Genomic DNA, 24,248 nt, shown 5'->3' on the forward strand with positions numbered 1-24,248 from the left:
GACCGGCCTTGGGTATTCAGCGGTGCAGCTCGCCGGCGCGCTCCGGCTGATAGACCACTTCCAGGATCTCCACCTCTATGGTGCGACCGGCCGGGCCCGGCCAGGCGATGCCGTCGCCCACTTTCAGGCCAAGCAGGGCGCTGCCCACCGGCGCCAGTACCGAGATGTTGCTATCGTCACCCTTGGCATCGCGCGGGTAGACCAGGGTGAGGCAGAACTCGTTGCCGCTGCTTGGCATCTTGAAACGCACCTTGCTGTTCATGGTGACTACGTCCGGCGGCATGTCGGCCGGTTCGCGGATCTCGGCGCGGTTCAGCTCCTCTTGCAAGGCCAGGTGCTGGGGATGGTTGCCGAGCAGTTGTTCGATACGGTCCAGATCAAGGCTGGAGATAACCAGATGAGGTTGCTTCATAAGATATTCCTTATCAATAGCGCAAAGGGCCAGGCTGACTTGGGCAGACTGACCATCACACTGGATGTCAAAAAATGGATGTTACAGGGTCAATAAAGTGAAAATGCCATGCCCCCAAACGACTCGCGGCCGAAGGAGCGAGGCGGGGGCTCAGCAGGGTGTGAGCAAATGCGAAGAAATAGCGAGTATTTTCATGGGGCTACCATAACCATTCTGGCCAGCATTGGCAACCGCGATTGAGTGACTACTCAGGAAGCTGATAGTTGTACTGGCGGATGATCCGCGCCAGCGAGCCATCACGGCGCATCCCCTCGATGGTGGCTTGCCAGCGCTGCGCCTCCTTGAAGGGGAACGCCTTGTTTGCGGCCAGATACAGCTGGGTGTTCATCAGCACTTCCCCGCGAACCAGCTGTTGTGGCGATAGCTTGTCCTGTTGTTGGGCATACAGGATGACATTCCACGCGGCGACCCAGGCATCAATGCGACCACGATGGAGTTTATGAGCGTTCAGTTGCTCGTCTGCCACCGTTTTTCCCTGGATCCCGACGCGCTGCTTGAGCAGATGTTGACCAAATGAGTAGCGCAGCACACCCACATCAAGGGTGCGTAAATCGCTGCTCTTCAGCTGCGTTGGGTGAAACCGGCGATCGCTGACGATAAGAAACTGCTCATCCAGGATGGGGGTGATCCACTGGTAGAGGTGTTCTCGTTGACTGCTGCGAACGGGCGGTATCATCAACACATCCTGGCGATGAATGGTTTGGGTCAGGGCTCGTGGCAATGGCATCAGCTCGATAGTGAGCGGCTCCCCCAGTCGGCGGGCGGCTTCTTCCATGATCTCGATGGCGATGCCGCCAGGCTTACCATGGGCGGACTGAATGACGTAGGGGGGCAGGTCGGCAGCTACCAGCACAATAGCCTGGACTCCGGTGTTCACCAGCATTAGCAGTAGGGTCAGCAAGGGCAGGCAGAGAGCGCGCATCAAGGTCATTAGCCAGAGTTGAATGTTCAGAGTGTAACATTCCTGTCAGCGATGTCTGTCCGCCTGCAGAGGGGTTGGGATCTCAGTCGAAGAAATCCCGCAGATCGCGCACTTCGTAATCAGCGAGTTGCAGCCAGGGGAGCTGAGCAGGCAGCTTGCGCAGGGTCACCGCCATCCGGTAGCTGCGATAGCCATCGAGGCTGGCCGACTCGACCACCAGCGGGATCTGCCACTGACTCGACCAGAGGATGCGGGTTCGTTGCCGACCTTCGCGTTTTTCATACCAGCGGGCCTGCTCGGGGGCGGCCTCATCCAGCGGTGTCATCCCCTCCAGCAGCGCCGGGTTGACGAGATGGCGGATCCGTGGCCAGTCAGGTTTGAAGGCCACTTGGCCATACTCTTCCACCGGCACCTCCACCAGTTGGTTGTGCCAGCTGTCGGCATAACGCAGTTGCAGCCCACCCTCCTCACTGCGACTGACCCAGCGGGCGGCCATCTGGTGGGTAAAGTGCTTGTGGCCGGGGGTGGCGTCGTGAGTGGCGTGATAGGCACGGGCAAGGGGGAGGGGAATGAGCCGCTGGCTCCACACCTGATTGCCCACGCGCAGCCACTTCTCCTGCCAGACGCTCTCTCTGGCGATGCCATCGCTGCCAGTGACCCGGTCGTGATAGCTGATCCGGGCGGCGAGATCCGGGGGAGTATCGTCGGCATGAAGGGGGAAGGCGAGGGTGCTGCCAAGCAGCCATATCGAAAGCAAAAGTCGCATCATCATCTGTCGCTCGAAAGAGCCGGGGCCCGGATGCCATGAGCATATTGCTCAGGGTGCAGCCGGGCCCCCGCTGCTTACAGGCCGAGCGCCTCCCGCAGTTTGCCAAACACCTTGGTGTTATCTAGCGTGCCCTTGAAGCGGTTGCTGCCGGCGCCATCGGCAAACAGCATCACATCGCCGCCGCCGTGGGTTTCCGATGCCAGTTTGACGCCGGTCTCCTGCAGGTAATCATCGGCCATCACCTGATCGCTGGTGAGGTCGGGGCGCACGGCCGCACGGTTGGGGCCGTTACCGAACACCAGAGTAGTGAAGGGCTTGCCATCCACATCGTTCTGGGTCGAGCCGTCGCCATTTTTCACCAGATCCAGCACAGGGTTTCCCTTGGCGGAGTAGCCGTTGATGGTCATGGTGTGGTCATGGTCAGCGGTGACCACGATCAGGGTATTGCTGAGGTCCACTTTACCGAGCGCCGTCTTGACCGCTTCATCCAGCGCCACCGCATCGGTGAGGGAGCGCTTGGCATTGGTTGCGTGCAGGGCGTGATCGATCCGGCCACCCTCTACCATCAGGAAGTAGCCCTGGCTGTTCTGGCTCAGCAGATCGATCGCCTTGGCGGTCATCTCGGAGAGTGACGGCTGGGTATTGGCCGCCCCTTTGGCGACCCGATCCAGCTCGTAGTCGAGGTGAGACTTGGCGCTGAACAGACCGAGCACCTTGCCACTGGTGACCTTGGTCAGTTCACTTTGGGTGGTGACATAGCTGTATCCCTGCGCCTTCATCTCGGCGGTCAGGTCGCGGTTATCATTGCGACCCCCCTTGTTGGTTGCGCTGTAAGGTGTCCAGTGGTTGGCACCGCCCCCCATCAGCACATCGACCCCATCCCCCAGCGCCTGGTTGAAGCCAGCGCCTCCCGGGACGGCCTGCGCGGCGATATCATAGGCGGCATCCCGATGGCAGATATGGGAGTAGGTAGCCGCCGGGGTGGCGTGGGTTAGCTCGGTGGTGGTGACGGCGCCAACCGATTTGCCTGCCGCCTTGGCCAGCTCGAGGATGGTGGGCACCGGCTTGCCGTTATCGCTGCTGCATTTGTTGTCAGTTTTGTTGCCGTTGCTGTCTTTGCCGGGGGCGACCGCCTTGGTGTCGCTGCTCATGGCGATCACCTCGTTGTTCATCTTGACCCCGGTGGTGTAGGCCGCCATCGAGGGGGCCGAGTCGGTGGTCTGGGCATCGTTGGAGAAGGTCTTGATGCGGGCACTGCGCGACAGCTTCATCATCTCCAGATTGCCCTCTTCCCCCACCTTGAACAGGCGGGTGGCGGTGAGCACTGTGGGGCCCATGCCATCACCGATAAAGAGGATGACGTTTTTGGCGTCACCGGCCTGTGCCTGGGTGGTTGTGCCCAGCGCACTGAACAGGGCGGCGCAGACCAGCGTGTGCTTGATGGATGTGTTCATCTGTTTGCTCATAAAAGTGCTCCTTACAGCTTGGCCGCAGCCTTGATCTTGCCGAACACGGCGGTGTTATCGAGTGAGCCATGGAAGCTGTCAGCCCCCTTGCCGATGGCGCCAAGGAAAACATCGGTGCCGCCGTGGGTCTCGTTGCCGATCTCCCCCACCTTGACCACGACTTCCTGGCGATAGTCATTGGCAGAGACGGTGGCATCGTCGAGCGGAGCGACACTGCTGCGCGGGCCATCCACCCGGTTGTAGCCGTTGCCAAAACCTATGATGGTGTAGGGCATACCCTCGCTATCCTTGCTGGCATCCCCTGTCTCGTAGTTTTTCACCAACCCCAGAACCCCCGGATTATTGGCCGTGGTTTTGCCGGTGCGCTTGGCATAGCCGTTCAGCACCAGGGTATGGTCATGGTCGGCGGTGACCACGATCAGGGTGTTTTTCAGCTCGGGGTCGCTCTTTTTCACCTCGTCGATGGCAGCCTTGATGGCGTTGTCGAAGGCGAGGGTATCTTGCAGTGCCCGCTTGGCGTTGGTGTCATGCAGGGCGTGATCGATGCGACCCCCTTCCACCATCAGGAAGTAACCCTTCTCCTTGCCCTTGAGCTGCTTGATGGCGGCCAGGGTCATCTGGCTCAGCGACGGCTCGCTGGCGGGGCGGTCGAGGTCATATTTCATGTGGCTGGAACCAAACAGCCCAAGCAGCGGCTTGCCCGCGTCGGCCTTGTTCAGCTCGTCCAGATTGCTGGCAAACTGGTAGCCTTTGGCCTGCATTTCGCTGATGAGGTTGCGGCCATCCTCCCGCTTGCCCTTGTCGGCTTTGGGCAGGAAGAAGCTGCTGCCACCACCGAGCACCACATCCAGCCCCTCTTTGAGGGCGCTGTTGTAGCCTTTGCCGCCCGGTACCAGCTGGGTGGCGATATCCGCCTCCAGATCCCGGTTGCAGATATGGGCATAGGTGGCGGCCGGGGTGGCGTGGGTCACCCGGGTGCTGGTCACCACGCCGGTACCGCGACCATCGGCCTTGGCCAGCTCCAGCAGGGTGGTCACCGGTTTGCCGGCACTCTTGCTGCAGTCGCTCTCGTAGGTGGCATCGCCATCCATGCTGATGACGCCATTGTTGCTCTTGACCCCGGTCATGTAGGCCGCCATGGAGGGGGCCGAGTCAGTGACCTGGGCATCGTGGGAGAAGGTCTTGATAAAGGCCGTCTCTGGCAGGGTATCTATGGTCAGATCGCCCTCTTCGCCGACACCGTAGATGCGGGCTGCGGTCAGGGTGTTGAGTCCCATGCCGTCACCGAGGAAGAAAATAACGTTGGTGGGCTGGGCGTCGGGCTTGGTCGCCACAGTGTCATTGTCTGATTTGCAGCCGGCGGCCAGGGCGGCGCCGATCATCACTGCAAGTCCTGCCATTTTTCTCATTGGGGTTCGCTCCTTGTAAAACCTGAGCGCAGCCTAGAGGTCGCAGATGACACTTTTACTGACTATCGGTGACGGTTGTGTGAAAAGATGATAAAAATGTTACATCATATCAATGTGTTATCTATCAGTTGCCTTGACTGAACGGCTCTTTTTCGGCTGGGGGGGGCCCGTCATGGCGGTTTGCTGATTTGATGGCGTGATGGTTAGAATGACCTGTCAAAATGCGGCTGCAGCAGGTAAAATGCGCCCCCTTCGTTCGATGCCTGCCACCGAGCGGCCGTAGTTCCTTACGCGCCCCCATAGTCCACAGAGAGTAACGCGAATGTCCATCAACTGGTTCCCCGGTCACATGCACAAGGCCCGCAAAGAGATTGCCGAGGTCATGCCCCAGGTCGATGTCATCATCGAGATGCTCGATGCCCGCATCCCCTTCTCCAGCGAAAACCCGCTGGTGCCCGAGCTGCGTGGTGATACCCCGGTGATCAAGGTGCTGAACAAGGCGGACCTCGCCGATCCGGCGATCACCGAACTGTGGGTGGCGCACATGGAAAAAGAGAAGGGGATCAAGGCGCTGCCGCTGACCCAACAAGAGCCGGAGAAGATCAAGCAACTGCTGAGCCTCTGTCACGAGATGCTACCGGAACGCAACTTCGACCTGCGTGGCGTGCGGGCGATGATCATGGGGATCCCCAACGTGGGCAAATCCACCCTGATCAATACCCTGGCGGGGCGCATCATAGCCCGCACCGGCAACGAGGCGGGGGTGACCAAGTCCCAACAGCGGATCAAGCTGGAAAACAACGTCATCCTGACCGATACCCCGGGGTTTCTGTGGCCCAAGCTCAACCCGCCCTCCTGCGGTTATCGTCTGGCGATCACCGCCGCCATCAAGGATACGGTGTTCGACTATGCCGATATTGCCATGTTTGCCGCTGATTACTTTATCAAGGCCTATCCGGAGCGGATCAAGGCGCGCTACCAGATCACCGATCTGCCCGAGACCGAGATCGAACTGCTGGAGATGATCGCCCGTCAACGGGCCTTCGTGCGCAAAGGCGGTCTGGCCGATCTGCACAAGGCGTCCGAGATCCTGATTAACGAGTTCCGCTCCGGTCTGCTGGGCCGCATCTCGCTGGAAACCCCGGAGATGGTGAGCGTCGAGATCGTTAGCGCAGCGGAAGAAGCGGCGCAAAAAGCCAGTGAGAAAGCAGAACGGGAAGAGGAGCGCCAGGCCAGAGCCCGTCGCAAGTACGCCCGCAAGCGTCAAAAGTAGTGAGCGCCCCCGTATCCCGTTTTGCCCGCTAACCGTCGGCAAAAGCTGGACGAGTCAGCGTTAGCACATTGACGAAACTGGAAGAGGCGACCCCAAGGGTCGCCTCTTCTGTTTTGTGGTATTTGTTTTATGGCATTTTTTTATGGTATTGCGCGGTGGCCATGTTGGTGTGTCTGGCAAGAAGGGTCTTTGCCACCGCGCTGGCACGCCGCCTCGGGTAGCAGAGGGGGGGATTGAAAATGTGCAGCGAGATGGCGCTGCCCTTGTGCGCCAAGCAGCACTGTTTGTAGATGAAATTCGTACAGTAAAGTGCGCAAACAAGGTGAGGCGTGATCACACTGCTGGATATGGAAAAGGGGAGCTCGGCTCCCCTTTTGCTATACAAACATCTCAGTACTGACACCCCTGTGGAGAGATATCAGCCCAGCTTATTGCTGCTGGATAACCCAGATCTGGAAGGCTTTGCGGGTCTCTGCATCGGCCTTGTTGTACCAGTTTTGCAGCTGGGTCAGGGCTTGTGGATTGCTCTGGGCCTTGCTCGGGGCAGCAGCAACTGGCGCGCTGGCAGCAGCCATCACGGCAGCGGTAGAGACGGCTACTGTGGTCGGCTGGTTGAAAGCCTTGCCCATGTTGATCAGCTCTTGCTGATAGTCACGGGTCAGCTGGAAGCCTTCAACTTTCGGCATCACAAACTGTTCGCTGCTCACTTGCTGGCCAGTGACCTTGTCTTTCAGCGCCACTTGCTGCTCTTTGACAAACTGCTTGGCCTCGGTTTCGTTGCGGGGCTTTTTGTAGTCAAGCACCAGCTTCTGGTTGTCGGCGGCAGTGAAGTTGAGCACCAGCGGCTCGGCGGTCACCAGTTTGATATCGCTGCGGTTGGAGAAGTTGCCTTCAAAGGCGATGACCAACTGGTGTTTGCCGGCAGTGAGGGGGAAGGTACTGGTTTTGTCGAGCAGCTTGGGGTTGATGGATTGGCCATCGATCAGCTGGACGACATAGGGATTGGACACTTCCAATTGAGCATTAGCCAGGGCGCTACCCGCCCACAACAGACCAGCCAGCGCCGGTACCAGAACAGTCAGTTTCATTTCATCTCCTTGAACAGTCAGGCGATTGCCCACTGAAAACAGGGGCTCATTTTTGCAGGTTTGGCCCACTGCGGCAATGGCTCTTTCTGGTGCGCATCGTTCACGCTGTTGTCTGCTTTTATATCAATAAAGGAGGGGCAGATCTCACTCGATCCGCCGAGTGAAGGGGGGGAGTGCGTCGAGCAATCCTTTGCCATAGCGTTTGGTCAACAGCCGCCGGTCGAGAATGGTGACCCGGCCCCGATCGGCCTCTTTGCGAATGAGGCGGCCACAGGCCTGAATGAGTTTGCGGGAGGCTTCCGGCACCGTCAGTTGCAGGAAAGGGTTGCCCCCCCGCTGCTCGACCCACTCGGCGGTAGCCTCTTCGACCGGTGAGTTGGGCACCGCGAAGGGGAGTTTGGTGATCACCAGATTGGTAAGGTAGTGGCCCGGCAGATCCAGTCCCTCCGAGAAGCTGCCGGTACCAAACAGAATGCTGGCCTGGCCGCCATCGCATTTTTGCTTATGCAGGGTGAGCAGGGCGTTGCGAGAGGCTTCCCCCTGCACCAGCAGAGAGAGCCCCTTGGCGCGCAGTCCCGCCACCACTTCATTCATCTGTCGATAGGAGGAGAAGAGCACCAGGCTCGCCTCCTTGCCCGCCAGAATACGAGGTAGCACGCTGATCAGCTCTTGGGTAAAGGCGGGCGAGTTGGGTTCGTGTTCCATCTTGGGCAGGTAGAGTTCGGCCTTCTGGTATTCAAAGGGGGAACGCAGGCGCAGGTAACGGGTGCCGTCGTGCTCCTTGAGTCCCACCTGATGGCGAAAATAGCTAAAGGAAGAGAGGGCGGTGAGGGTCGCGGAGACCAGCACGGCACCCAGACACTTGGACCACAGCCACTCTTCCAGCAGATAACCCACCTCGATGGGGGAGGCGTGCAACCAGATATCGCCATCGTCACTCTTGGCCATCCAGCGGGCGAGCGGGGTCTTGCCGGTCGGGACATGGCGTCCCAACATCTCCCACAAGGTGCAGAAACTCTCCAGCCGTTGCAAGTGAAAACCACTCTCGGCCAGCAGGGGTTCGGCCTCTTTACGACGGATCTCGCCATCTTTCAGCGCTTCGCCGATGGCGCTCTGCATCCGATCCAGTGCCCGCAACGCCTTCTTGCTCGACTCCTTGAGGTTTTCCGCCAGCATTGGCAGGGGATCCGGCAGCACCCCTTCGGCGAAGCGGTAGTGGGGCTCACTGCCAAACAGCTGGTCGTTGGCGCTGAGCCAGTGTTCGACTGCCTTCAGATCAGGCTGGATGGAGGCCAGCGCATCCTGCAGTTTGAGTTGGGGGTCGATCAGGCTCTCTTTATTGAGCGCTCGCGCCAGTTTTCCTGCACTCTGCACCAGCTTCTCCAGCCAGCGACGGGAGCCTTTGACGCTGGCCGAGGCTGCGCCGTGATCCCGGGCTATGGTGGGCAGGTGATGGGCCTCATCGAGTACATAGATACACTCATCGGGGGGCGGCAGTATGATGCCACCGCCCATGGTGAGATCGGAGAGCAGCAGCGCATGGTTGACCACCAGCACATCGGCACTGTCCATGTCGTTGCGGGCCCGATGAAAGGGGCAGTGTTGATGGTGGCTGAGGGCCTTGTTGCAGGTGTGGCGGTCGGCGGCGATATGCTGCCAGCAGGCGTCTGATATGGGTTCTGGCCAGTTATCTCTATCCCCGTCCCACTTGCCATCGGTGTAGGCCTGCCACAGGCGGGCAAAGCGATCCTTGTCGCTATCTGACGGCTTGTGCTTGCTCAAGGTACCAAAGTCGATTTCGAAGTTGGCCATCTCGACGCCACTGGCCGCTTGCTCCAGCAGATGCTCGCAGCAATAGCGCTGGCGCCCCTTGACCAGCATAAAGCGAAACGGCAGCTCGCTGTGGCGATGATAAAAAGGGAGGTCCTTGTGGATCAGCTGCTCTTGCAGGGCCACTGTGGCAGTGGAGATCACCAGCTTTTTCTGGGTCAATCGGGCCACCGGGATAGCTCCCTGAGCATAGGAGAGGGATTTGCCGATCCCGGTACCCGCTTCAGCAACCAGGATCCGGCGCTGCTTGTCGTACTCACCAGTCAGGGTTTTGGCTATCTCGGCCACCAGAAAGTTCTGCTCTTTACGTGGCACAAAACCGGGCAGTCCATCCGAAATCTGGCGATAGGTTTGACGAATGGTAGCTTTGAGGCGAGTCGAGAGCATGAAGAGAAGGCCAGTTAGGGGTTAATCGAAGGATAAGGATACCCGCAACCCCTTGGTGAGGTCGAGGCAACTGCCATTATCACGGCAGTTTTACGCTGCTCAGACCACTTTGGTTGTTTATCAGGTGGTTAGCGTTATTTGCATGCAAAACAAACTATTTGAGTCCAAATAATCAGCAGGATTCATTGTAAACGTTTTCCTTTGACCTTGCCGCCAGGTGAGACTTGGCTCACATTTTTGCCTCCATGACTATGGTTTCCGTAAAAAGTTCCAAGTTTTTTCATTGCGGTTCAAAAAATCCGGTGCTAGTCTCGGCGGCATAGTGATGCAAAGAACATCGCTAACACAGGGAATAACAACAACTTAGTGTTTAATTACAGTAGGCATTGGAAACTATGAAAAAGACAATTCTGGCTATTGCTATCCCGGCTCTGTTTGCATCCGCCGCTAACGCCGCAGTGATCTATGACAAAGACGGTACCACTTTCGACGTATACGGCCGTGTACAGGCTAACTACTACGGTGACACCAATAAATGGGTTGAACCGAAAGATGCTGCAGCGGGCTACTTCAACGATGTTGATGGTGAGCTGAAAGCACAAACCCGTCTGGGTTGGTCAGGCAAAATCGCCCTGAACAACACCTGGTCTGCTTTTGCTAAAACCGAGTGGCAAGTTGCTGCAGAAGATTCAGGTTACAAAACCAGCGATATTGATCCGCGTCATATCTATGTTGGTTTCGATGGTTCCCAGTACGGTAAAGTGCTGTTCGGCCAGACCGACACTGCCTACTACACCGGCTTGATTGAAAAGACCGATATTTTCAACGAGTGGGGCTCTGAAGCCAACGCTTACGGTGGCCGTCAGGAAGGTCAGATCATTTACATGGGTAAATGGAACGGCTTCTTTGCTAACGCTTCTTACCAGACCAACGATGATAATGCCAAGCTGACCTTCGGTTCAGATAACAGTGGCAAGACAGTTGATTTGGCTTCCAAGCTGGATAAAGGCTACGCCACCAGCATCGGTTATGATTTTGACTTCGGTCTGGGTCTGGCTGCTGGTTATGCCAAGAATGACTATAAGTCTGTAGCTAACGTTAGCAGTGATAAGGAAGATTGGGCTCTGGCTGCATCTTACTCCATCAACGGTTTCTACTTCGCTGGTCTGTACAACGAAAGCAAGGTCACTCGTGGCAACGAAGAAGTTAACTACAACGGTTATGAACTGGCAGCGACCTATAACGTTGATGCTTGGACTTTCCTGACCGGTTATAACTTCTCTGAAATTGACAGCGTTAGTAACTCTACTGTCAAGCCTGCAGACGTTGCTGATTACACCTATCTGGGTGTTCAGTATGCTTTCACTTCCAAGCTGAAAGCTTACACCGAGTACAAAATCGTTGGTCTGGATGACAAAGACGACGAGTGGACTGTTGCTCTGCAGTACAACTTCTAATAAGTTGAACAAGAGTAATATCCTGGCTTGAGTCTTTGACCGAGCTACGAATGGCCGAGATGATCTCTCGGCCATTTTTCTTTTTGGCGGAATCGCTGCTGCATATTGGCGCCATGGTGAATTGCCGGATTGCTGTTTTATGGTGATATTTGGCAAACCGTTTGTTCCGGCTAATCTATCCTGCTTCCTGCTTCCTGCTTCCTGCTTCCTGCTTCCTGCTTCCTGCTTCCTGCTTCCTGCTTCCTGCTTCCTGCTTCCTGCTTCCTGCTTCCTGCTTCCTGCTTCCTGCTTATCTCTGTGATTGGTTAGGTTATTGTTCTCTTTTGCGAAGTGAAGTGAACGGCTATGTGTAGCTTGGTTTGACCCGTGGGATCAGGCACCCCTTGTTAGGGGATACAGCCTATCAGCGCTGATATTGGCGGGAGCACCATGCTGGATGGTTGTGTATGGAAAGCTGGGGGGAGTGAATTGAAGCCAGTCAGAGTTGGACACTCGACGTGCAGCCGAGCGCGGTGGCAGCCAGTGTTTAAATCAGTAACAAATAAAAAGGGAAGATGCTCAGGCCTCTTCCCTTTTATCGTTTGTTTGGGCTCCGATGCCCCTCTTGGCGGATCAGCCGTGCTGGCGGCGGTCGTTGGCCTGGGCCAGCAGCATGCGGCTTTCACGCAGGAACTGGTCGGCGTGTTCGCCAAAGAAACCGGAGACCTGTGAGAAGGCATCGATAAAGCCGGCTCTGTCCCCCCGCTCCAGCAGCCCCAGTGCTTCGCCAAAGTTTTGGTAGTAGCGGCGGATCATCGCCAGATTCTGCGGTGACGACAAAATGATGTCGGCATAGAGGTGGGGATCCTGGGCAAACAGCCGCCCAACCATGGCCAGCTCCAGCCGGTAGATGGGGGAGCTCAGGCTCAGCAGGCGATCCAGATTGGCCTGCTCCCGCGACAGGTGCCAACCGTAGGCAAAGGTGGCGAAGTGGCGCAGTGCTTGAATAAGGGTCATCGCCTCATCGTGGGCCTTGGCTTCCACCTGTTGCAACCGGGCGCCCCAGATGGTCATCTGATCCAGCAACCACTGGCTGGCGGCGGGGTCACGACCTTGACAGCAGACAATGACCTGCTTGGCGAGGCTCGCCACATCCGGTCCGAACATGGGGTGCAGCCCCAGCACTGGCCCTTGATGCACCGCCAACATGTGTTCGAGCGGCACCGCCTTCACGCTGGTGACATCCACCAGCAGGCAGTGGGCTGGCAAGTTGTCGAGCCGGTCGATGATCTGGCAGGTGATATCGATGGGCACCGCCACCATCACCAGACCGGCATCGGCGAGGATCTCGTCAGCGCGCGGCCAGTCGGCTTGCTCCAGCGTCTCGACCCGATAGCCGGAGAGGCCGAACATCTGGCCGAACAGCCGGCCAAGCTGACCCTGACCGCCGATGATGACAATCTTGCCAAGGTCCGGCTTCATGCATTTGAAGTGGTGTTCTTTTTCGCTGGCCGATTCGAGAATGTAGGATTCGCGCATCACCCGGCGCAGCACATCCTCGATGAGATCGCCGGGGACTCCCAGCATCTCGGCCTCGGCGCGACGGCGTGCCAGCATGGTCGCCTCCCGATCCGGTGCATAGATGGGCAGACCGTGGCGGCTCTTCACCTCACCCACTTCTCCCACCAGCGCCAGACGGGCGGCCAGCAGATCAATCAGCTGCTTGTCCACCACATCAATTTTGTCCCTGAGGGCATTCAACTCTTCAGCCATATCCAGTCCCTGCTGGTACCGCGGGTAGTGGCACCTGGTGATTCAAGATGCAACCTGCGTATCACTGCGTGTTACAGCCAGTGATACCCAGGTTGTTCAATAGGTTACGACAAGATAGCACGACTTATCGTGCAGTTCTGCTGTTGAGCGGGGTGGCCAGCTCCCGATGGCATCGATCCAGCAGCGCGGCTGTGGTGTCCCAGTCGATGCAGGCATCGGTGATGGAGACCCCGTAGCGCATCTGCGCTTTGGGCTGCTCGCTTGACTGGCTACCCTCGAACAGGTTGGATTCGAGCATCACCCCGATAATGGAGCGATTGCCCTCCTGGATCTGGTGGATGACGTTGTCGGCCACTTTGGGCTGCAAACGGTGATCCTTGCTGGAGTTGCCGTGGCTGCAATCCACCACCAGACCGGGCAGCAGGCCCGCTTTTTCCAGCGCCTCTTCCGCCAGCGACACATTGACCGAGTCGTAGTTGGGGTGCTTGCCGCCGCGCAGGATCACGTGGCCATCCGGGTTACCCTGGGTCTGCAGCAGCGCGACCTGACCCTGCTGGTTGATCCCCATAAAGGCGTGAGGAGAAGAGGCGGATTGCAGCGCGTTGATGGCGGTACTCAGGTTGCCGTCGGTGCCGTTCTTGAAACCGACCGGCATGGAGAGACCGGAGGCCATCTCCCGATGGGTCTGGGATTCGGTGGTTCGGGCGCCGATGGCAGACCAGGAGAAGAGCTCCGCCAGGTATTGCGGGCTGATGGGATCGAGCGCTTCGGTCGCCAGCGGCAACTCCAGCTCCGCCAGCCAGCAGAGCAGTTCGCGGGCCCGGTGCAGCCCCAGCTCGACATCGAAGGTGCCATCCAGATTCGGGTCGTTGATAAAGCCTTTCCAGCCGACCGTGGTGCGTGGCTTCTCAAAGTAGACCCGCATGACAATGTAGAGCGAGTCCTGGTAAGCGTCATGCAGCGCTTTGAGTCTGGTTGCGTACTCTTTGGCGGTGTCCATGTCGTGGATCGAGCAGGGGCCACAGATCACCAGCAAGCGGTGATCACGGCGGTGAATGATGTCGGCGATCGTCGCTCGTGCCCCTTGCACGAAGGCCAGCGCCTGGTCGGAGATGGGTAATTTCTCCTTGAGCTGGGCAGGGGTGATCATCACTTGTTCAGACTGGATATGGATGTTGTTCAGGGGATCTCGTTGCATTGCTGGGTACCTCGCCAGCGGTGCGGCTGGTCAGTGTTTGTAATTAAATGTTTACGGTGGTGCGAATTCGTTGCATGAGGCCACAAGATACCAACTCACCCTCGATATTCAAGTATAAATGTTGATATGTAATCATTTTCAGCCATTCCCATAGGGTTTACCCATCATTCAGAGAGTAGATAGAGCGATATTTACCTTTCTATGAACATGTTATGTATTGTTTTGTTTACGAATTGGTGCCTGTGTCAGCCGCGTCGTCGGTGAGCGGCTATGGGGGAGGTCGGTATGGGGGGCCGCGCTATGGGCAAAAAAATGCGGGAGCCAGCATCTGGCTCCCGCAGTGTGATGAGAAAGGTTGGTTGGCGTTATGCCGATACCGGCTGCCTGGCATCGGTAACGCTGTCGCTGGCCTGCTCCTGTTTAGCCAATGCATCCAGCATGGGTTTAGTGACCAGCACGATCCCCTGCTCGGAGCGGTGGAAGCGACGGGCGTCTTCATCGGCATTTTCACCGATCACCATGCCTTCCGGCAGTTTGCATCCCTTGTCGATCACCACCCGGCGCAGTCGGCAACCGGCACCGATCTCGACTCCCGGGAAGATCACCGCCTGATCCAGGGTGCAGAAGGACTCGACCCGCACATTGGTAAAGAGCACCGAACTCAAGATAAAGGAGCCGCAGACGATGGTGCCGCCCGAGAACATGGAGTTGATGGTCATGCCGTGCTGGCCGTTTTTGTCCTGCACGAACTTGGCGGAAGGGGTCATGTTCTGACTGGTCCAGATGGGCCAATCCTGATCGTAGATATCCAGCTCCGGGGTGACGGAAGCGAGATCCATGTTGGCTTCCCAGAAGGAGTCAACGGTGCCCACATCGCGCCAGTAGGGTTTGCGATCCGGGCTGCAGCCAACGCAAGACATCCCGAACGGATGGGCGTAGGCGGTGCCTTCACTGACTACCCGCGGGATCACATCCATGCCGAAATCGTGATGAGATTGCGCGTTGGCAATGTCTTCTTCCAGCAGTTGGTAGAGATACTCGGCATCGAAGATATAGACGCCCATGGAAGCCAGCGCGGTGTCAGCTTTATCCGGCATTGCCGGTGGGTTGGCCGGTTTTTCGACGAAAGCATTGATCTTGCGATCAGTGTCTACCGCCATCACCCCGAAGGCGCTTGCTTCACTGCGTGGCACCTCGATACAGGCGACGGTCACCTTGGCACCCATGTTGACGTGATCCAGCAACATGGCGGCGTAATCCATCTTGTAGATGTGATCGCCAGCCAGCACTACCACATATTTGGGGGCGTGATCGCGGATGATATCCAGATTCTGGTAGACCGCATCGGCAGTACCACGGTACCAGCTCACTTCGTCAACCCGCTGCTGGGCAGGCAACAGGTCAATAAACTCGTTCATCTGATAGCGCAAAAAAGACCAGCCAGATTGCAGGTGGCGCAGCAGGCTGTGGGATTTGTACTGGGTCACGACGCCAACGCGACGAATGCCGGAGTTGATGCAATTGGAGAGTACGAAATCGATGATGCGGAATTTACCTCCGAAATGAACAGCAGGCTTCGCGCGGTTATCGGTCAATTGCTTGAGGCGACTGCCCCGCCCTCCGGCGAGAACCAAAGCCATGGTCTCGTTCAGCAACTGTCTTGATTTTGCTGTATTGGCAGGTTGTAACAACATCTCATATCCCTTTGTAGATAAATCACTACAATGTTGCCTCTTTTGAGCCCTCAAGAAAGTGCTTTCAGTCACAAAATTGCGGCTCTCTCCGTAATAAAATGACCTTTTTGTTATTAAAAATGACGGGTTGAACTGTAATTGCTTTCAATATGGTCAGTTGTCAATTGAGGCGAGCCGAGCGGTAAAGGGGCGGCTAGAGATTGGCGGGCGAGATGGAAAAAAGCCCCTGCCAATAGTTGGCAGGGGCTCTGTTAGTTGAGGCCCGGTGAGCCGGGCCTGATTAGCCAGGATCAGGCTGCGTTGGCCAGTGGCTCCTCACTCTTCTTCTGGTAGGCCTGCGGGGTGAGGCCCAGCAGCTCCTGCACGGTCGAGGCGACGGTGATGGAGGAGACGGTACCCACCAGAATGCCGGCAAACAGGGTGAAGGAGAAACCGTAGAGGGCGTCACCACCAAACAACAGCAGGGCACCCACGGTAAACAGAGTGGTGCCCGAGGTGATCATGGTGCGACTGAAGGTTGCCTTGATCGCCACATCGGAGCACTCGTGGATCCCCATCTGGGTGCGCGAGCTCAGCAGATCCCGCAGTCGGTCCGAGATGACGATGCTGTCGTTGAGGGAGTAGCCGATCACCGCCATCAAACCGGCGATGATGTTGAGGTCAAACTCGATCTGGCACAGGGAGAGCAGCCCCAGCGCCACGATGGCGTCATGCACTACCGAGAGCAGAATGCCGATGGCCTGACGCCACTCGAAGCGAAACGCCAGATAGGCTGACATTGAGATAGAGGCCACCAGCACTGCCAGCATCCCCTGTTGGAACAGCTCGGCACCCACCTGCGGGCCGACGATGGTGGTGCGCAGCAACTCAACTGGCATACCCAACTGCTGGGTCAGCATGGTGGCGAGATCCGCTGCGGGCCAGGGCAGTTCATGGGGGGGCAACTTGATCAGCCATTCGCCTGGTACACCTGCAGAGCTGAGTTCCACGGCACCCGCCAGCGGGGAGACCAGCATGGCATTGAGATCATGGGCCTCTTTCAGGGTCTGGATATTGAACTCCAGCAGGATCCCGCCGGTAAAGTCGAGCCCCAGAGTCAGGCCATTCACCAGCAAGATGGCGATGCTGGCCACAGTCAGGGCGATAGAGGCCCACAGGCCGATATAACGCCAACGAGTCAATCCCATTGCAACGATCATTCTCAACATAATTCTCTCCTTGGCCACCCAGCATGAGGCTGTTGGCCTATCACGACGTGTCGCAACACGTCGGGGAACATGGTTCTGCTTTGGCACACCCCGGCCATATCCATGGCCGATGGCGCTGCCAAAGCCGCTCATCAGAGGGACAGCTGTCCCGTTACACCTTCAGGGTGCGTTCGCTGCTGCGTCCCCACAGGGGGTTGATGATGGCGCGCGTCCCCCAGATCCCGGTGATCATGCTGGAGAGCAGACCCAGAATAAGGGTGACCGAGAAGCCCTGCAGCGGACCGGAGCCGATGGAGTAGAGCACCACGGCGCAGATGAGGGTGGTGATGTTGGCATCGAAGATGGTGTGGAAGGCCGAGCGATAGCCAAAGTCGATGGCATTAGCCAGTGAGCCCCCTTCACGCAGGCGATCCTTGATCCGCTCGAAGATCAGCACATGGGTATCCACCGCCATGCCCACCGTCAGTACCAGACCGGCGATCCCCGGCAGGGTCAGCACGGCGCCGGGCAGCACAGCCAGCATTCCCACCTGCATCAACAGGTTGGCGACCAGCGCCGTGATGGCAACCCAGCCGAACTTGCGGTACCAGGCCATCATGAACAGCATCATGCCCGCCATGCCAAAGGCCAGCGCGGTGAAACCCGCCTCGATATTCTGCATCCCCAACGTGGGGCCTATGCTGCGCTCCTCCAGGATCTTGAGGGGAGCAGTGAGGGCGCCGGCGCGCAGCAGCATGGCCAGCTCTTGTGCTTCTGGCAGACTGCCAATACCTGTGATGCGGAACTGGTTGCCAAGGGCGGTCTGGATGGTGGCGACGTTGATCACTTCGCTCTGGGCCCGCAGCTTGCCCTGGGTATTGGTCTTGTATTCGGTGAAGACGGTCGCCATCGGCTTGCCCACATGCTGGCGGCTGAACTGGTTCATCTTGCTGCCACCCAGGGTGTCGAGCACGATATTGACCTGAGGCTGGCCCATCTCCCCCATGTTGGCGCGGGCATCGACGATGTGCTCGCCGGTCAGCACTGGCTTGCGGGCCATGCCAATGGCCTGGCCGCTGCGATCGGCGATATAGAAGTGGCTGTCTGCTTTGGCTTCATAGAAGGCCAGCGATGCGGTGGCACCGATCACCTCTTTCGCCTGCTTGGGGTTGTGGACCCCGGGCAGTTCGATACGGATACCATCCTGGCCCTGACGGACCACCGAGGCTTCGACGATACCGAGCTCGTTGATCCGTTTCTTGAGGATCGACAGGTTTTGGGTGACGGCGTTGTTGACCAGCAGGGTGCGCTCAGCGTCGCTCAGCACCAGTTTCAGGTCATTGCCGGAGCGGGTCAGCTTCCACTGATCCTGACGGGTACCGGCACTCTCCTTGATGATAGAGAGCCAGCTCTCCTGCTCGGCGACATCCGGCAGGGTCACGGCCACTGCGCCCTGTGCGCTGCGCAGGACGCTGGCGCCGCGCAGGTTGGCTTCGCGAAAGCGGGTACGCAGGGTATCCACCAGATTCTTGGTCTGGGAGTCGATAACAAAATCGAGATCGACGCCGATCAGCAGTTGGGAGCCACCGCGTAAATCCAGCCCCAGCTTGATGGGGTCGGCGCCGAGACCGGTGATCCAGCCTGGGGCGTTGGAGTGAAACTCCAGGGTAAGGGCCGCACTGTCGACCCCTTGCTGCTCCAGTAACTGTTTGGCGCGCTGTTGTTCGCCCTGGCTGGCAAAGACCAGCTCGACTCGCTCGGATTGCTCGATCATCTTGATCGGTGTCAGGTGTTTGTCGGCCAGCAGCATCTGTTGTTGTGGCGTCAGGCTCTGCTGTCCGTGCAGGCCGAGGGAGGGCTGCTCACCGAAGAAGGTGGGCAGGGAGTAAAAGGTAAAGGTCAACAGCATTAACAGCAGCAGCGCGTACTGCCACTTGCTCATGCGATTGAGAACGGTGCGATTGGTTTTTCTCATGCCAAATAACCTCTGTCAGGAGAATGGAGCGCAGGCCAGTGTCATAACGGCTCGGCCGGGCGCAAAAAATAGATGCGTTCAGGGCGGGATGGCACCGAAGTGCAGCCCGTAACAGAAGAGGAGGTGTGCGAGAAATAGCTGCCAAACCCCTCGGGGTCAGGCGGTCAGAACGCTCTGACTGAAGCGGTATTGCAGATGTTGGCGTTGCAGCCGGTGTCGATGGATGGTGCAAAAGCGATCGCGAAAGCTGCGCTGGTGATAAATCTGGGCGGCCAGTATCAGCCAGCCGAGTAGCAGCAACAGGATGGCCTGGGTAGACCAGCTTTGGATCAGCTCGTAAACCACCTCTTTGGGCAGGTCGTCACTGCGCAGGGATTGTTCCAGCCGCAGCAGGTGATTCTGATGGCTGGCGACAAACTTGATGATGCCCTCATCGCTATCACTAGCCTGATTGAACACCAGCGTTTGTTGCGGTTCACTGTGCGAAAAAGTGGGCAGCAGTGAGCCTTCCATCCGGGTGATGGAACAAAGCAGGGTGAGGGCGATAACCAGGGTTACCAGCACCAGTTTGGCTTTGTCGATAAGGCGCAAGCAGTGAATTCCACAAAAAGAGAGCAGGCAAGCTACCACACTCATCGGGCCAGAACAAGGTTGTGGCCCGATGAGTCCTTGATGGATGAGGGGGTTCAGCGGCCGGTCATCTGGTCAAAATCGCGGGCGTAGCCCTTGAGCAGAGTGTAAAGATGAGTTCGCTGGGCGAGATCCAGTGACTGACTCATGGCGCTCAACCAGTTGACGGTGCGTTGACGCGACTGCTCGGTATAGCCGGTAAAGCGGCCATCCATCAGGCCATCCCCCTCGGCCAGTAGATCAGTCAGCTCACGGGTAAAGTCGGGACTCTGGCGCTGCTTCATCAACCTCTCCAGCTCCCGGGTCCAGGACTCCTGAAAATCGAGCCAGGGGGGCATCAGCTCGTATTGCCACTCGGCCCACTGGGCCACCAGCGGTGCCTGAGCCGGTTTTACCTCGCCAATCCAGAACACCAGCCGTTTGTTCATCTTGTCGCTAAACTCCGCCAGCATCTGCTCTTTGCGCTGGGTGGCAAAGTCGTGTTGCCGCTCTTGTTGCCGCTTGACCCGATCGGTCATGAAGCGGGCCACCTGATCGTCGGTCAGGGTGCGCGCCAGCCTGACCGCGCGGGGAATGGTGTTTTCAAGGGTGCGGGTCAGGCTCTGCTGCACCGCATCGAGGTTGGTCGAGATCTGCGCCGGGGTCATGGGGCTGGCAATGGCTTTGGCCAGCGCGTCGAGATCCCTGGCGTAGCGGGGCAGCTCATGCTGGCGGTGCCAGGCCATCAGCCCCTTCACTTCGCGGCTGAGCAAATCCTTTTGCGAGTAGGAGAGGGCAAAGTAGTCATCCAGCTGCCAGATGATGGCGGTATCGAGCCAGTAGTAGATCACCCGGGTGGAGCAGCCGGTCAGCAGCAGGCCGATCAGCAGCAGACCCCAGGTTTTCGGCTTGTGCCAGCGCACCTTGTTTATCATCTGTTACTCCAGTCGTTGCCGGTTGATGGCGATCAGGGTGTCATAGTCAGGTGAATCGTCGGGTGAGGCCTGTTGCTCGGCCATCAGCAGGGCCCAGAGCAGGCCGATGTAGTCAACCCAGGGTAAAAAAGCCTCGCTCTGAAAATCGGGCCGCTCATGACGCGGGAGCGAGCGCAGATAGTGCTCCTCCAGCGCTTCGCGCCGCTCGGTGGGCCACTCATGGGTACGCTGGATGCTGGCGAGCTCAAAGCCGGGATGCCCTGCCGCGCCATACTCCCAGTCGATGACCCAGGGTTTGCTTCCCAACAAGTTAGCCGGATTGAGATCGTGGTGGCAAGGGCGCCAGCAATCATGGGGTTCACGGCTGGCGAGCAAGCTCCGCTCCAGCCCGGGCAGCCAGGAGGGAATGTGGGCCAGTCGAGCGCGATAGCCCGCCGCATGAGCCCGCACCGCCATCACCACCGTGGGCAGCGGCAGGCGGTGCAGCTTGCGCAGCACCTCTGCCAGCAGGCGGGGCTGCTCGGCTTCCGCTGGCGCCGCGTGGGCCCAGTTGGGCTCATCGCACCACGCCAGCAGCATCAGACCGCTAGCGGGATCACCATAGTGGCAGGGCAGCGCCAGCCCTTCGGCCATCGCCCCCTGATAAAGCTGCCACTCGGTGACACGATCGATGCCAAGGCGCAGCGGATCAGGGTGGCCCTGGCGCAAAAAGTAACTGCGCCCCGAGGGGAGGCGCAGTCGATAGTTGCTGTTGGTGAGACCTGTGCCCAGCGGTTCCAGCTGCCCGTTCCGCCAGGGGGCGGGCAGGCTGGCCAGCAGCGCATCACAGCTGCCCTTCACCGGTAGCCTGTTACCAGCCAAAGGTGGATTTCTTCGCCTGTTTGCGGATCTCTTTCTGATCGGCCCACAGCAGTTCGCCGTTTTGCAGATCCATCAGGTTCATGGTCATCTGGTAGTAGACATCCTTCACCTTGCCATTGTCCTTGACGATGCTGGAGAGGTTGCCATAGACCATGTAGCGGGCACCGGTCTGCTTGCCCAGCCGCACCATGGAGGCCGGGTCCACCATGCCGCTGCTCTGCTGGTATTCGAGCTGCTGTTTGACGGCTGCGACCTTGCTCATGTCGACGAAGCGGAAGGTGCCAGAGCGCAGCAACTTGGTGCGGATGGTGTCGGTGATGGCCTCGGTATCGATGTGCTCGGAGGTCTTGTTACGGATGGAGTCCATAAACATCACCGGACGACCGCCTGCGGTGATCTCGCGGGTGGCCGGAGAGGCGAGCATGGAGTCTGCCATTTTGTCGGCGATGGCCTGCAGATCGCTTGAACCGTAATCGACGGTGACGGTTTCGGTTTCAGTGGGATCGCCATAACTGACGGTGGTGCTGGAGCAGCCCCCCAGCAGCAGGGTGCCGGTCAGGATCAGCAGGGCGTGATTCATTTTCATCAGTTGGATTCCTCAATCACTTCACGTACGTAAATCCGGTAACCCTGCGCCGCTGGGCTGGGTGCCAGGGCAGAGAGGGTACGGGTCTGATAGCCATGCAGCTTGATGGGGGTCCAGCCGCGGCCATCGCTGGCGACCTCCTGACCGGCCTCATCATACCAATAGAACATATATTGCAGCTTGTTATCGCCGCGCTGGGTGCTGGCGGCGGCCACATTGACCTGCAGCAGGCCGTTTTGCTGGCGGCGGCTGAGCTCAGTCAGGGTGACGTTGACATTCTGGTGCTGCTCCAGCGTGGGTGCGCTGCCCGCCGGGCCATAGAGCGCAATGCCGGAGGTATTGGTGGCGCAGCCGCTGAGCAGTAGCGCGAGCCCGAGGGCCAACCCGTATGCTTTCATCTTGCTCTCCTTAAATCGGGGTGAGTGGGGCAGCGCGTGGGCCTGCCCGTTAATCGTCTCGTTCATCTGCGTTGGCCATGTGTTCAAACATGTGTTCAAAGCGGCATCACCCGGGTGGTCAGACCGGCGCCGAGGCGTTGTACCCACACTAGGGTGGTGCGTCCCTTGTGGATGGTGAGCGGCAATTGCCGCTGGGCGGCACCGGCGCCCAAGGTGAGCTGAACGTTGCCTGCCGGCAACATCCCCTGCCAGCTGGCGGCCTGCGCCGGCAGTGTCAGCCAGCTGCGGGTATCGGCCCGCTCGGAGAGGGTGTTGAAGATCCCCACCAGAATATTGCCCACATCGCCCCCCTCTTTGGCGGCGGTGTGGCGCATCTGCTCCTTGGCCACCAGCCGCAGCGCCTGACGGGTCAGCATGCCCGGCAGCCGCTCTTGCAGATCTTTGGCGGCCAGCGCTTCCAGTCGCACCAGCTCGCTGGTCTGCTCGACCCGCTTGCCGACCTCTACCGTCAGCGGGCCTGTGTCGCTGGCCCGATTATCGTAATAAGGGATGGCGACGGTAAAGGTGCGAAAATCGCCGCGGGAGGTGGAGATGGGCAGCGGCAGGAACAGTTCCCGCCGCGCCGGGATCAAACCATCTTCAAACAGCACCACTAGCTGGCCTTGATCCTTGGCCAGCGGCGGCGCCTTGCGGCCCACCTTTTTTTCGGTCGCGCGGATCTCGTCCGGCGAGCCACGTAGCCGCGCCAGTCGCAGCAAGGCATCTTGCAGGCTGCGGTTGTCCGGCGCTATCTGGTAGCCGCGCTGATAGTCGACCCAGGCGTCGTTGAGATCCCCGGCCGCTTCATAGAGCACGGCGGAAAAATAGAAGGTGTAGGCGTTCTGAAAACCGTTCTTGACCTTGCCGATCAACCGGTCGAGATCCGGTGCGCCGCGCGACATCAGCTGGCGCATCTCGCCTTCTGTCACGGCCTCTTCGCTCTCATCCTTCGCCTTGCGCACCTCGTCGGCTCGTCGTTTCAGGGCCTGCTCCTGCACCTGATTGGCGCGGCGCACCTCCACCAAGGCGCCATCGGCATCACCCCGTTGCAGGTAGTTGAGTGCCAGATAGTGGTGCAGCATGGTGCGTTCGTAATCGGGAGTACGGTAGGCCATTGACTGATCGTTGGTAAGCAGGCTGCCCACTTGATCCAACCCCTGGCTCAGCCGATATTCGGCCTGATTGTCTTCCCACTGAAGGCGGCTGTCGGCGGCGGCGAGCGCCTGCTTGCTGCCGGCATCCTGGCCCGCCAGCCAGGCGATGCGCCCCTGTTCCAGGCGATCCAGCACAAAGGTGTCATCCCCGAGGGTGGAGTCACGCACCTCGGGCAGCGCCTCGGCGGCATGGCCGAGCAGCAGCTGGTTGCGCAGGGGCACCATCTGATCGGAGTAAGAGACGAACATATCCTGCCAGCGGGAGGCACAGCCCCCCAGCAACAGCAGAGAGCCGCAGAGCAGCAGGGCGCTGCGGCAGGTTGCGAGGTGGCGATTCATTACAGGCTGAGCAGCGGCCCCAGCGGCTCGCCGCCGACCAGATGCATGTGGATGTGGTAGACCTCCTGCCCGCCGTGGCGGTTGCAGTTCATGATGAGGCGGTAGCCATCTTCGGCGATCCCCGCCTCGGCGGCCAGCTTGCGGGCCACGGTGAACATCCGGCCCAGGGCCAGCTCATGTTCGGCTTCCACATCGTTGACGGTGGGGATCAGGATGTTGGGGATGATCAGAATATGGGTCTTGGCCTTGGGCTGGATATCCCGGAATGCGGTGACCAGATCGTCTTGATAAAGGATGTCGGCGGGGATCTCTTTGCGGATAATTTTGCTGAAAATGGTTTCATTCGCCATTGCTAACTCCCTTATATGAAAAAGAAAATTGAATTTTAGCCCCGAGAGGCTCCCGACAGGAGGCGAGCCGCTCCGCAAGTGTGACACAAGCCGACATT

The 24,248-nt window shown here is 58.7% G+C and carries 21 protein-coding genes; 2 read left to right on the top strand and 19 right to left on the bottom strand.

The window, feature by feature from the left end; translation table 11 throughout:
* Positions 1 to 16 precede the first annotated feature (16 nt).
* From rnk to ACY8FN_RS11485, 5 genes are all read right to left on the bottom strand, one after another.
* On the bottom strand, positions 17 to 412 hold the full coding sequence (gene rnk / locus ACY8FN_RS11465; RefSeq protein ID WP_101347491.1) for a nucleoside diphosphate kinase regulator: 396 nt from the start codon (positions 410 to 412) through the stop codon (positions 17 to 19).
* A 244-nt stretch (positions 413 to 656) separates the two neighbouring features.
* Positions 657 to 1,394: a substrate-binding periplasmic protein gene (locus ACY8FN_RS11470; RefSeq protein ID WP_139719576.1), complete on the bottom strand. Its 738-nt coding sequence runs from the start codon at positions 1,392 to 1,394 to the stop codon at positions 657 to 659.
* A gap of 82 nt (positions 1,395 to 1,476) precedes the next feature.
* On the bottom strand, positions 1,477 to 2,163 hold the full coding sequence (locus ACY8FN_RS11475; protein ID WP_463101160.1) for a hypothetical protein: 687 nt from the start codon (positions 2,161 to 2,163) through the stop codon (positions 1,477 to 1,479).
* A 74-nt stretch (positions 2,164 to 2,237) separates the two neighbouring features.
* Positions 2,238 to 3,629 (bottom strand): alkaline phosphatase, encoded by a 1,392-nt coding sequence (locus ACY8FN_RS11480; protein WP_463100072.1) that lies wholly within the window; start codon positions 3,627 to 3,629, stop codon positions 2,238 to 2,240.
* Positions 3,630 to 3,640: 11 nt separating this feature from the next.
* The gene (locus tag ACY8FN_RS11485) at positions 3,641 to 5,038 is read right to left on the bottom strand and encodes an alkaline phosphatase (protein ID WP_463100073.1); all 1,398 of its coding nucleotides are present in this window, start codon (positions 5,036 to 5,038) and stop codon (positions 3,641 to 3,643) included.
* Positions 5,039 to 5,360: 322 nt separating this feature from the next.
* Between ACY8FN_RS11485 and ylqF the strand changes: the two genes are divergently transcribed.
* Positions 5,361 to 6,311 (top strand): ribosome biogenesis GTPase YlqF, encoded by a 951-nt coding sequence (gene ylqF / locus ACY8FN_RS11490; protein WP_139694009.1) that lies wholly within the window; start codon positions 5,361 to 5,363, stop codon positions 6,309 to 6,311.
* Between the two features lie 428 nt (positions 6,312 to 6,739).
* On the opposite strand, the gene ACY8FN_RS11495 is transcribed toward ylqF, so the two are convergent.
* Together ACY8FN_RS11495 and dinG are read right to left on the bottom strand one after the other, a co-directional pair.
* On the bottom strand, positions 6,740 to 7,399 hold the full coding sequence (locus ACY8FN_RS11495) for a YccT family protein (protein WP_463100074.1): 660 nt from the start codon (positions 7,397 to 7,399) through the stop codon (positions 6,740 to 6,742).
* A gap of 144 nt (positions 7,400 to 7,543) precedes the next feature.
* On the bottom strand, positions 7,544 to 9,616 hold the full coding sequence (dinG, locus tag ACY8FN_RS11500) for an ATP-dependent DNA helicase DinG (protein WP_463100075.1): 2,073 nt from the start codon (positions 9,614 to 9,616) through the stop codon (positions 7,544 to 7,546).
* 395 nt (positions 9,617 to 10,011) lie between these two features.
* Here dinG and ACY8FN_RS11505 point away from each other — a divergent pair, with 395 nt between their 5' ends.
* Positions 10,012 to 11,073, top strand: a complete 1,062-nt coding sequence (locus ACY8FN_RS11505; protein WP_287976810.1) for a porin — start codon at positions 10,012 to 10,014, stop codon at positions 11,071 to 11,073.
* Positions 11,074 to 11,685: 612 nt separating this feature from the next.
* On the opposite strand, the gene tyrA is transcribed toward ACY8FN_RS11505, so the two are convergent.
* The 12 genes from tyrA to hinT all read right to left on the bottom strand — a co-directional run bounded on the left by tyrA (position 11,686) and on the right by hinT (position 24,150).
* Positions 11,686 to 12,825, bottom strand: coding sequence for a bifunctional chorismate mutase/prephenate dehydrogenase (gene tyrA / locus ACY8FN_RS11510; protein WP_463100076.1), 1,140 nt, complete (start codon positions 12,823 to 12,825; stop codon positions 11,686 to 11,688).
* A gap of 124 nt (positions 12,826 to 12,949) precedes the next feature.
* A complete protein-coding gene (locus tag ACY8FN_RS11515) occupies positions 12,950 to 14,023 on the bottom strand; it encodes a 3-deoxy-7-phosphoheptulonate synthase (protein ID WP_463100077.1) in 1,074 nt (357 codons plus the stop codon).
* Positions 14,024 to 14,388: 365 nt separating this feature from the next.
* Positions 14,389 to 15,717 carry a glucose-1-phosphate adenylyltransferase gene (gene glgC, locus ACY8FN_RS11520; protein ID WP_463100078.1) on the bottom strand — a complete coding sequence of 443 codons (1,329 nt, stop codon included), beginning with the start codon at positions 15,715 to 15,717 and terminating at the stop codon, positions 14,389 to 14,391.
* 290 nt (positions 15,718 to 16,007) lie between these two features.
* Complete coding sequence (gene secF, locus ACY8FN_RS11525) at positions 16,008 to 16,925, bottom strand: protein translocase subunit SecF (RefSeq protein ID WP_082186803.1); 918 nt, start codon at positions 16,923 to 16,925, stop codon at positions 16,008 to 16,010.
* Between the two features lie 151 nt (positions 16,926 to 17,076).
* Positions 17,077 to 18,879, bottom strand: coding sequence for a protein translocase subunit SecD (gene secD, locus ACY8FN_RS11530; protein ID WP_463100079.1), 1,803 nt, complete (start codon positions 18,877 to 18,879; stop codon positions 17,077 to 17,079).
* A 156-nt stretch (positions 18,880 to 19,035) separates the two neighbouring features.
* On the bottom strand, positions 19,036 to 19,470 hold the full coding sequence (locus ACY8FN_RS11535; protein ID WP_101321428.1) for a hypothetical protein: 435 nt from the start codon (positions 19,468 to 19,470) through the stop codon (positions 19,036 to 19,038).
* A 95-nt stretch (positions 19,471 to 19,565) separates the two neighbouring features.
* Positions 19,566 to 20,423, bottom strand: a complete 858-nt coding sequence (locus ACY8FN_RS11540) for a DUF6279 family lipoprotein (protein ID WP_463100080.1) — start codon at positions 20,421 to 20,423, stop codon at positions 19,566 to 19,568.
* 3 nt (positions 20,424 to 20,426) lie between these two features.
* The gene (locus ACY8FN_RS11545; protein ID WP_463100081.1) at positions 20,427 to 21,284 is read right to left on the bottom strand and encodes a phosphotransferase; all 858 of its coding nucleotides are present in this window, start codon (positions 21,282 to 21,284) and stop codon (positions 20,427 to 20,429) included.
* Positions 21,274 to 21,870, bottom strand: coding sequence for a penicillin-binding protein activator LpoB (gene lpoB, locus ACY8FN_RS11550; protein ID WP_101347477.1), 597 nt, complete (start codon positions 21,868 to 21,870; stop codon positions 21,274 to 21,276). The genes ACY8FN_RS11545 and lpoB overlap by 11 nt, the downstream gene beginning before the upstream one ends.
* Entirely contained in the window at positions 21,870 to 22,268 is a 399-nt protein-coding gene (locus tag ACY8FN_RS11555) for a YcfL family protein (protein ID WP_463100082.1), read from the bottom strand. Before ACY8FN_RS11555 ends, lpoB begins: the two co-directional genes overlap by 1 nt.
* Before the next feature lie 95 nt (positions 22,269 to 22,363).
* On the bottom strand, positions 22,364 to 23,800 hold the full coding sequence (locus ACY8FN_RS11560; protein WP_463100083.1) for a COG3014 family protein: 1,437 nt from the start codon (positions 23,798 to 23,800) through the stop codon (positions 22,364 to 22,366).
* A complete protein-coding gene (hinT, locus tag ACY8FN_RS11565; protein ID WP_463100084.1) occupies positions 23,800 to 24,150 on the bottom strand; it encodes a purine nucleoside phosphoramidase in 351 nt (116 codons plus the stop codon). The genes ACY8FN_RS11560 and hinT overlap by 1 nt, the downstream gene beginning before the upstream one ends.
* Positions 24,151 to 24,248 lie beyond the last annotated feature (98 nt).

The sequence above is a fragment of the Aeromonas sp. 160P genome (genome assembly GCF_055193095.1).